Source organism: Paracoccus sp. (in: a-proteobacteria), assembly GCF_030536915.1.
Classification (GTDB): Bacteria; Pseudomonadota; Alphaproteobacteria; order Rhodobacterales; family Rhodobacteraceae; genus Paracoccus.
Genome location: NZ_JAUNPC010000090.1, coordinates 1 through 8,338, shown reverse-complemented (window position 1 = coordinate 8,338; position 8,338 = coordinate 1). Strand labels below are relative to the sequence as shown.

The following is an 8,338-nucleotide window of genomic DNA, read 5'->3' as shown; positions in this document are numbered from 1 at the left end:
GCGGCCCCTTGCACAGGCAGGCCAAGGCCCCCAACTATGATCCCGGCGGGTTTCTGCTCTTCTCGTGATCGGCCATTTTTCCCACTGGCCTATAACTTCTCCGAGGGGGCTGGCTCTGTCAGGGCCCTGGTCCTGTTACCCGGCACCCACCTGGACATCCAGGCTTTCGGGGGAACCTGCGCCGGCACGGTCGCTGCGGTTCCCGCCACCTGAAAAGGCCGCTCCTGTCGGGAGCGGCCTTTTTCGCTTGCGCGGGAGACGCAAAAGGAAAGGGCGGCTGGATGGCCGCCCTTCCCCGATGAGACTTCCGACAGGGAACGATCAGAAGCCGTAGACGAGCGAGACGCCCAGCGTGTTGTCGGTCCGGGTCTCGCGGGTCGAGACATACTCGGTCTTGTAGGACACGCGGGTCGAGAAGGCGTCCGTCATGCGGAAGTTCAGGCCCAGTTCGTTCGTGGCCGTGTCGTTGGCATCCGACGTCAGGTAGTCGGTGTCGTTGGTCAGGAAGAACTGGTCGTTGAACCGGTGGTAGAACCGCGACGACACGATATAGCCTTCGCTGGTGTCCGAGTTGGTGTCGGTGGTGCGAAGACCAGCCGGGGTGATCGCCGTCTCAACTTCCTTGGCGTAGCGGATGCCGATACCAGCCTGCACGCGCCAAGCGGTGGTGTCGTTGTTGATGATCCGGTAGCCCGGACCCACACCGAAGAACGCATCGCGGCGCAGCGTGCCGTCACGATCCAGGAAGTCCGCGTCGCTGAGGTCATCCAGATCCACGCCGTCGGTGGTCAGGCGACCGATGGCGAAGGCATAGAACTGGTCGTTGAAGTAGTAGTTGCCGTCATAGATGACCGACACTTCTTCGGTCTCGGCATTGCCTTCATTGTCCTCGCTGTAGGCAAGCAGGATGCCCACCGACTGCTGGAAGTTGCCGACATTGTGCGAAATGCGGCCAGCCAGGTTGAGGTCCTGGTTCTCGCTGGTGCCGTCACGGCCGGCATAGGTCAGCGCAACCGACCCGAAGGTCCCAGTGCGGCGGTCGGCCGGCCCGAAGCGGGCAGCGTCTTCGGAACGGTCGAAATCGTCCCGAACGTCATCCTCGATATCGTCAAGACGGTCCTCGATGGCCGAGGCGCCCGTGATGTTGCCGCCGGTCGCAAACTCGGACTGGGCGAAAGCCGGCGCGCCCAGAAGCAGAGCCAGGGCCGATGCGCTGGTGAACAGGGAAATCTTCTTCATGCTGAACCTCTCGATCCTCTTGCGGCCACTGTCTTGGGCCGCTCGGTGCTACAACGCAGATGTAGGGAGATCGTGCCCGGTCATTAAGAGAGTCGCGGAAGACTGCTGTTATGACGAAAACGTGAAGGAACTTTCATCAAACTCATGCAACTACAGGGCATCGTGGTCCGATTCTGATAACTTCTTTCCCGATTTTCTTTCACTTACAGGTTGTTAACTTGCTTCCGGCAGCATGGCGACAAGCTCTGGACCGCTTTGCCTCGGGAACGAACTGCGGCCCGGACTTGCATCCGGGCCGCATATTTCTGTTGCAAAACTCCCACAATCCGGGCGCGAAGATGGCTTTTCTGCACTTCGCCAGATTGAATCACGGGCGGCGCGAAGGGGCCGCGATCCGGACCACCGCAGGTTGTGGCGGCGTCACCGGCGCCCGTCCGCCCCCGCGCGGAGGCTGCTCGGGTTCGGCCATCCGCATCACCGCGATGGCGAATTGCACGCCCGCGAAGACGAGGGTGTTGAAGATGGCCAGCATCGCCAGCGCCAGCCAGCCGCCCGTGGTTTCAAGCGTCAGATGCCGCAGGTTCGCGACGTCCAGCCCAACCAGCGCCGCGGTGAAGGCGACGGCAAGCAGGAAGCCGAAGACGATGTTGCGGATGTAAAGGCGGATGAGCTCGGGCATCGCGCGGCCTCCCATGCGTGACCCTTGATATGTAGGGTGCCGCAAGCGGCCTGTCACCGCCTGAATGGCTAGAAAGCTTCTGGACGGGCGGCGCGGGCCATGTGGTCCAGGACGGCATTGACGAAGCGCGCCTCTTTCCCGTCGGGGAAGAAGGCGTCGGCCACGGCGACATATTCCGAGATCACCACCCGCGGAGGGGTATCCGCCCCCACCAGCTCGGCCCCGGCGGCGCGGAAGACGGCGCGCAGCACCGGGTCGATGCGGTCGATGGGCCATTTCGCCACCAGCGCCCGGTCGGTCAACTGGTCGATACGGGCCTGCCAGTTTACCACCCCATCCACGATACGCTCGAACAGGTCCTCGTCGGCCTCGGGCGAGGTGCCCTCGTCATAGTCGACGCCGATGCGCCAGTTGGCGAACTCGCGCACGACGCGGTCGGCGGACTGGTCGGCGGCCTCCATCTGGAACAGCGCCTGCACCGCATAGACGCGGGCTGCGGCGCTGAGGGCGCGGCGGTTCGGTCGCGGCTGCGCGGGCATGTCGCTCATCCCTGCCCCGATCCGTCCAGTTCGCCCGCAAGCCGGATCACGTCGCGCTCGCCGTCGCGGCCGAAGCCCACGGGACGCTTTGCCCCTGCCCAGGCCCGCTGCAGCGCGATCAGGTGCAGCGCGGCGCTCGCGGCCCCGCCACCCTTGTTCTGCCCCGAGGGGTCGGCGCGCACCGCGGCCTGCTCCATGCTTTCCACGGTCAGGATGCCGTTGCCGATGCACAGCCCCTGCAGCCCCAGCAGCGCCAGCCCGCGCGAACTGTCGTTGCAGACGGTGTCGTAATGCGTCGTCTCGCCCCGGATCACGCAGCCCAGCGCCACGTAGCCGTCATATTGCGCCAGCCGCCCGGCCATGCCGATGGCGGTGGGGATTTCCAGCGCGCCCGGCACCTCGACCAGATCGACGGCGGCCCCTGCCCCTACGGCCACCGCCCGCGCGCCCGCGATCAGGTCATCGGCGATGGCGCGGTAATAGGGGGCAACCACGATCAGCAGCCGCACCGGCGCGTCAAAGCGCGGAACGGGCAGAGTGTAATGTTCGGTCAGCGCGGCCATGCCGGGTCACTCCTGCGGGATGGGGCGGGTGGAATGGATGGAAAGCCCATAGCCGTCAAGGCCCACGACCTTCAGCGGCGCGGTGTTCGTCAGCAGCACCAGTTCGTGGATGCCCAGCGCCGCGAGGATCTGCGCCCCCACCCCATACTGGCGCAGCGTATGGGGCGAGGCCTCGCCCACGCGCGGCACGGTGGGCCACAGGTCGCGCAAAAGGACCACGACGCCCCGGCCCTCCTCGGCGATCAGCCGCATGGCCGCGGGCAGGTCGCTGCCGCGCCCGATCCCCAGCACGTCATGCATCGCGTCCAGCGAATGCATCCGCACCAGCACCGGCTCGGGCGTGGTCAGGTCGCCCTTGCTCAGCACGATATGTTCGCCCCCCTGCGCCTCGTCGGCGAAGACGCGCATCAGCCATTCGCCGCCGTGGGCCGAGGTGACGTGCCGCGCGTCGCGTTCGGCGATCAGGTTGTCGTGGCGGCGGCGATAGGCGATCAGGTCGCTGATGGTGCCGATCTTCAGCCCGTGCTTCTGCGCGAAGGCCACAAGATCGGGCAGGCGGGCCATGGACCCGTCGTCCTTCATGATCTCGCAGATCACGCCCGAGGGATTCAGCCCGGCCAGCCGCGCGATGTCCACGGCGGCCTCGGTATGGCCAGCGCGGACCAGCACGCCCCCGTCGCGGGCGCGCAGCGGAAAGACATGGCCGGGCGTGGCGATGTCGGCCGCGCCCCTGGTCGGGTCGATGGCGACCGACACGGTGCGGGCGCGGTCATGGGCGGAAATCCCGGTCGTGACGCCTTCCCGCGCCTCGATCGACAGGGTGAAGGCGGTCTCGTGCCGGCTGGAGTTCTTGGGGCTCATCAACGGCAGCCCCAGCGCGTCGATCCGCGCGGCGGGCAGCGCAAGGCAGATCAGCCCGCGCCCGTGAGTCGCCATGAAGTTGATCGCGTCAGGGGTCGCCATCTGGGCGGGGATGACCAGATCGCCCTCGTTCTCGCGGTCCTCGTGATCGACCAGCACGAACATCCGGCCGTTGCGGGCATCCTCGATGATTTCCTCGATCGAGGAAATGGCGTCCGACCAGTCGCGCTCGACCGGTCCCGGCTGTTCGTAGTGCATCTTGGCTTCCTGCAGCGCGTTTCGGCTGATGGCTTAGCCCAAGCCGCCATCCGGTTAAAGATGGAAGCACCGCTTCAGGGCTTCGGACGGTTTCAAATATCCTGGGGTCCGGGGCAAGGCCCCGGCTTCGGGGGCAGCCTATCCCGCCTCGGCCAGCCGGGCGACATAGCGCGCCAGCGTGTCGATCTCGAGATTGACCAGGTCGCCCTCGGCCACCTCGCCCCAGTTCGTGACCTCGCGGGTATGGGGGATCAGGTTCACGCCGAAGCGGTTGCCATCGACCTCGTTCACCGTCAGCGAGGTGCCGTTCAGCGCGACCGAGCCCTTGGGCGCGATGAAGCGCGCCAGTCCCTCCGGCGCCTTGAGGCTCAGCCGCAGGCTGTCGCCCTCGGCCCGCAGGGCGACGACACGGGCCACGCCATCGACATGGCCGGACACGATATGCCCGCCCAGTTCGTCGCCCACCCGCAGCGCCCGTTCCAGGTTGATCCGCTGCCCGACCCGCCAGCCGCTTGCGCCGATGTTGGTACGCGCCAGCGTCTCGGCCGAGATGTCCACGTCGAACCAGTCCATCCCCTTGGCCACCACCGTCAGGCAGATGCCGTCGCAGGCGATCGACGCGCCCATGTCCACGCCGCTCATGTCGTAGTTGCAGGAAATCCGCGCGCGCATGTCGCCGCGCATCTCGACGGCCGCAACCGTGCCGATGTCGGTGATGATTCCGGTGAACATCGCCTATCCTTGCGTGCTGATCTGCAGGGGGACACGATGGCCGCCGTCCGCGCCGGGCGCAAGCCCCGCCGGAAAACCTGACGTTCTGGGCAGGTTGACGCATGAACCCGGCAGGCGTTAACCCGGAAGCAGTTTTCCCGTGCCCTATGTTTGAACGTTCGCCGATACACCGCAGACATGTTCATGAACGCTTTCATCAAGGGCATTCCCGCCCAGCCTTCGAGAATGGCGCATCTGCCCCCCGACAAACGGGTGTTCCTGCTGCTGCAGGGTCCGCATGGCCCGTTCTTCGACCGGCTGGCACGGCTTCTGCGCGCGGCCGGCGCGACGACCTGGCGCGTTGGCTTCAATGCGGGGGACGAATTCTTCTGGCGCGACCGCGCGCGGTTTGTCGCCCACAGCGCCGGCCCCGACGCATGGCCGGACCACCTGGAACGGCTGATCACCGAAAAGAAGGTGACCGACATCGTCCTTTACGGCGACGTCCGCCCGATCCATGCCGCGGCGCGCGAGGCGGCGGCGCGACGCGGGCTGGTGCTGCATGTCTTCGAGGAAGGCTACCTGCGCCCCTACTGGATCACCTACGAACGGGGCGGTTCCAACGGCTTCTCGGCGCTGATGGACATCGACCTCGACCGGATGCGGGCCGTCCAGCGCGCCTACGGGGCCGAGGTCAACCGCCCGCCCGCCCATTGGGGCGACATGCGCCAGCACAAGTTCTACGGCGCGCTTTACCATTTCATGGTGCTTGTGGCGAACGGGCGCTATCCGGGCTTTTCCTCGCACCGCGACATTAGCCTGTGGCGCGAGTTCCGGCTGAACCTGTCGCGCCTGCTGCTGTCGCCGCTTCACGCCGCCCGCCGCCGCCGCCAGGCGCGGGCGATCCGGGCCGGGGGCTTTCCCTATGTGCTGGTGCTGATGCAGCTTGAACATGATTCAAGCTTCCGCGCCCATTCGCCCTATCTCACCATGTCCGACTTCACCGCCGAGGTGCTGGAGGCCTTTGCCCGCGCCGCGCCGCGCCACCATCACATCGTCTTCAAGGCGCATCCGCTGGAAGACGGGCGAGCCCACCTGCAGGCGGCGATCACCGCGCAGGCCTGCGCGCTGGGCATCGCCGACCGGGTGCATTTCGTGGGCGGGGGCAAGCTGGCCGGGCTATTGTCGCAGGCGCGTTCCGCGGTGACGATCAACTCGACGGCGGCGCAGCAGGCATTGTGGCGGGGGCTGCCGGTCAAGGCATTGGGCCGGTCGGTCTATGCCAAGCCGGGCCTCGTGTCGGACCAGGGCCTCGACGACTTCCTGCGCCGCCCCGCGCCGCCCGACCAGGCGCGCTACCGCGACTACCGCAACTACCTGCTGGATACCTGCCAGGTGCCCGGCGGCTTCTACGCCGCCCGGTCCCGCGCCCATGCCCTGCGGCTGGTCGTGGACATGATGCTGGACCCCGACGACCCTTATGCCGCGCTGGAGGGCGGACATGCGCGCTACCGGCAACAGATGGACATTCTGGACCATTGACCTGCGCGTTCCGGTGGATACGCAGCCTGCCAGCCGGTAAGGAAAACGTGAGAAAAAACGAAACGGAGCGACCAAGATTCGCCCGCTGGACAGGAGACTGGACTTGACCGACCTTTCCCTTACCCCCGCCTCGCGGGGTGGTGCAATGCGGGTGGCCCTCAGGATCGCGGCGCTTTCGTCGATGGCCCTGCTGGCCGCCTGCGCGCTTCCGCGCTCGGGGCCGAACAAGAACGAGATCTACCGCGGCTCGGTCGACCGGGGTGGCAACGCCCATGTCATCTATGTCAACGACCATGTGGCCCGCGCGGCGTCCTTCACCCCGGCCTATGGCTTCGGCTCGGACTTCATCAACGCAGGCGCTGTCGGCGCCGACGAGATCCGGCCGGGCGACGTGCTGGGCCTGACGATCTGGGAAAACGTGGACGACGGGCTTTTGGCCTCGATGGGCCAGTCGAACACGCCCCTGCAGGAACTGCAGGTGGACAGCGGCGGCTATATCTTCGTGCCCTATGCGGGCCGCATCCGCGCCGCCGGCAACTCGCCCGACGAGCTGCGCCAGATCATCACCCGGCAGCTTGAAACCCAGACCCCCGACCCGCAGGTCACGGTGACCCGCGTCGCCGGCGACGGCGCGACGGTTTCGGTGATGGGCAAGGTCGGCGGCCAGGGCGTCTTCCCGATCGAGCGGCCGACCCGCACCCTGTCCGCCATGCTGGCGCGCGCGGGCGGCGTCACCGTCGATCCCGACATCGCGGTGGTGACCGTCAAGCGCGGCAACAACACCGGCCGCGTCTGGCTGCGCGACCTTTACGCCAACCCGCGCAACGACGTGGCGCTGCGCCCCGGCGACGTGATCCTGGTGGAAGAAGACCAGCGCAGCTTCACCGCGCTGGGCGCGCTGGGCGGGCAGACCAAGGTGCCGCTGGGGTCCGAAGAGATCAACGCCATCGAGGCGATCGCCATGGTGGGCGGCCTCAGCTCGAACCTCGCCGATCCGACCGGCGTCTTCGTGCTGCGCAACGAGCCGCAGTCGGTGGCCCAGAAAGTGCTGGGCAGGAACGTCGCGGGCGACCAGCGGATGGCCTATGTGCTGGACCTGACGCGTCCCAACGGGCTGTTCCTTGCGCGGGACTTCCTGCTGCGCGACGGCGACACGGTCTATGTGACCGAGGCGCCCTACGTCCAGTGGCAGAAGACCCTCGGCGCGATCACCGGCAGCGCGAACAGTGCGAATGCGCTGAACAACATCGCGAACTGAGGATGACCGGAAAGCCGTCCGGCCCGACCGGCCTGCGGCGGCTTTTCGTCCTGAACGGCGGGTTCTTCGCGCGTCCCCGCCTCAGGCGCATCCTCAACCTGGCCGGCTGGCAACTTGCCGTCGGCCGGCCGGGACCCGACGACAGCATCGGCGTCTGGGGCGCCAGCCCCACCGCCTGGCGCGGGCGCGCACTGGCCGCCCGGACGGGCGCCGCCCTGGTGACGGTCGAGGACGCGTTTGTGCGATCCGTCCTGCCCGGACGCCACCGCAGCCCGGTCGGGCGGCGCGGCCCCATCGGCCTGCTGATCGACCCGCTGGGCCTGCATTTCGACCCCTCTGCCCCGTCGCTGATCGAAACGCTGGCCTCATCGCCCGAGGCGGCGGCCCTTTCGGCAAAGGCCGAATCCGCGCTGGCCCGGCTACGTGCGGCGGATCTGTCGAAATACAACGCGCATCTGCCCGACGCGGCGGCGCCGGAACCCGGCTTCGTGCTGGTCATCGACCAGACGTTGGGGGATGCCTCGCTGATGGGGGCGGGACGCGGGACCTTCCTGCGGATGCTCGAGGCCGCACGGGACGAAAACCCCGGCGCCCGCATTGTCCTGCGGACCCACCCGGAAACCGCCGCCGGGCTGCGCCGGGGCCATCTGGGCCGCGCCGACCTGCGGACGGGCGAGATCCTCTGCGA

At 67.5% G+C, this 8,338-nt stretch carries 8 protein-coding genes and 1 pseudogene; 3 read left to right on the top strand and 6 right to left on the bottom strand.

All coding sequences use genetic code 11. The annotated features are described in order from the left end of the window. Positions 1-321: 321 nt before the first annotated feature. The 6 genes from Q4F04_RS12845 to Q4F04_RS12820 form a co-directional block, all read right to left on the bottom strand. A complete protein-coding gene (locus tag Q4F04_RS12845) occupies positions 322-1,239 on the bottom strand; it encodes a YdiY family protein (protein WP_303370215.1) in 918 nt (305 codons plus the stop codon). 367 nt (positions 1,240-1,606) lie between these two features. Beyond that, positions 1,607-1,918, bottom strand: coding sequence for a hypothetical protein (locus tag Q4F04_RS12840; RefSeq protein ID WP_303370214.1), 312 nt, complete (start codon positions 1,916-1,918; stop codon positions 1,607-1,609). A gap of 68 nt (positions 1,919-1,986) precedes the next feature. After that, complete coding sequence (gene nusB, locus Q4F04_RS12835; RefSeq protein ID WP_303370213.1) at positions 1,987-2,466, bottom strand: transcription antitermination factor NusB; 480 nt, start codon at positions 2,464-2,466, stop codon at positions 1,987-1,989. Beyond that, on the bottom strand, positions 2,463-3,020 hold the full coding sequence (locus Q4F04_RS12830; RefSeq protein ID WP_303370212.1) for a 6,7-dimethyl-8-ribityllumazine synthase: 558 nt from the start codon (positions 3,018-3,020) through the stop codon (positions 2,463-2,465). The genes nusB and Q4F04_RS12830 overlap by 4 nt, the downstream gene beginning before the upstream one ends. Positions 3,021-3,026: 6 nt before the next feature. Then, a complete protein-coding gene (ribB, locus tag Q4F04_RS12825) occupies positions 3,027-4,139 on the bottom strand; it encodes a 3,4-dihydroxy-2-butanone-4-phosphate synthase (protein ID WP_303370211.1) in 1,113 nt (370 codons plus the stop codon). 138 nt (positions 4,140-4,277) lie between these two features. Continuing rightward, the gene (locus Q4F04_RS12820; protein ID WP_303370210.1) at positions 4,278-4,871 is read right to left on the bottom strand and encodes a riboflavin synthase; all 594 of its coding nucleotides are present in this window, start codon (positions 4,869-4,871) and stop codon (positions 4,278-4,280) included. Positions 4,872-5,054: 183 nt separating this feature from the next. Here Q4F04_RS12820 and Q4F04_RS12815 point away from each other — a divergent pair, with 183 nt between their 5' ends. The 3 genes and pseudogenes from Q4F04_RS12815 to Q4F04_RS12805 all read left to right on the top strand — a co-directional run. Then, positions 5,055-6,392 (top strand): capsule biosynthesis protein, encoded by a 1,338-nt coding sequence (locus Q4F04_RS12815; RefSeq protein ID WP_303370209.1) that lies wholly within the window; start codon positions 5,055-5,057, stop codon positions 6,390-6,392. 145 nt (positions 6,393-6,537) lie between these two features. Next, positions 6,538-7,650, top strand: coding sequence for a polysaccharide biosynthesis/export family protein (locus tag Q4F04_RS12810; protein ID WP_303370218.1), 1,113 nt, complete (start codon positions 6,538-6,540; stop codon positions 7,648-7,650). A gap of 2 nt (positions 7,651-7,652) precedes the next feature. Beyond that, positions 7,653-8,338 (top strand): annotated as a pseudogene (locus tag Q4F04_RS12805) (capsular polysaccharide biosynthesis protein); the annotation flags it as partial.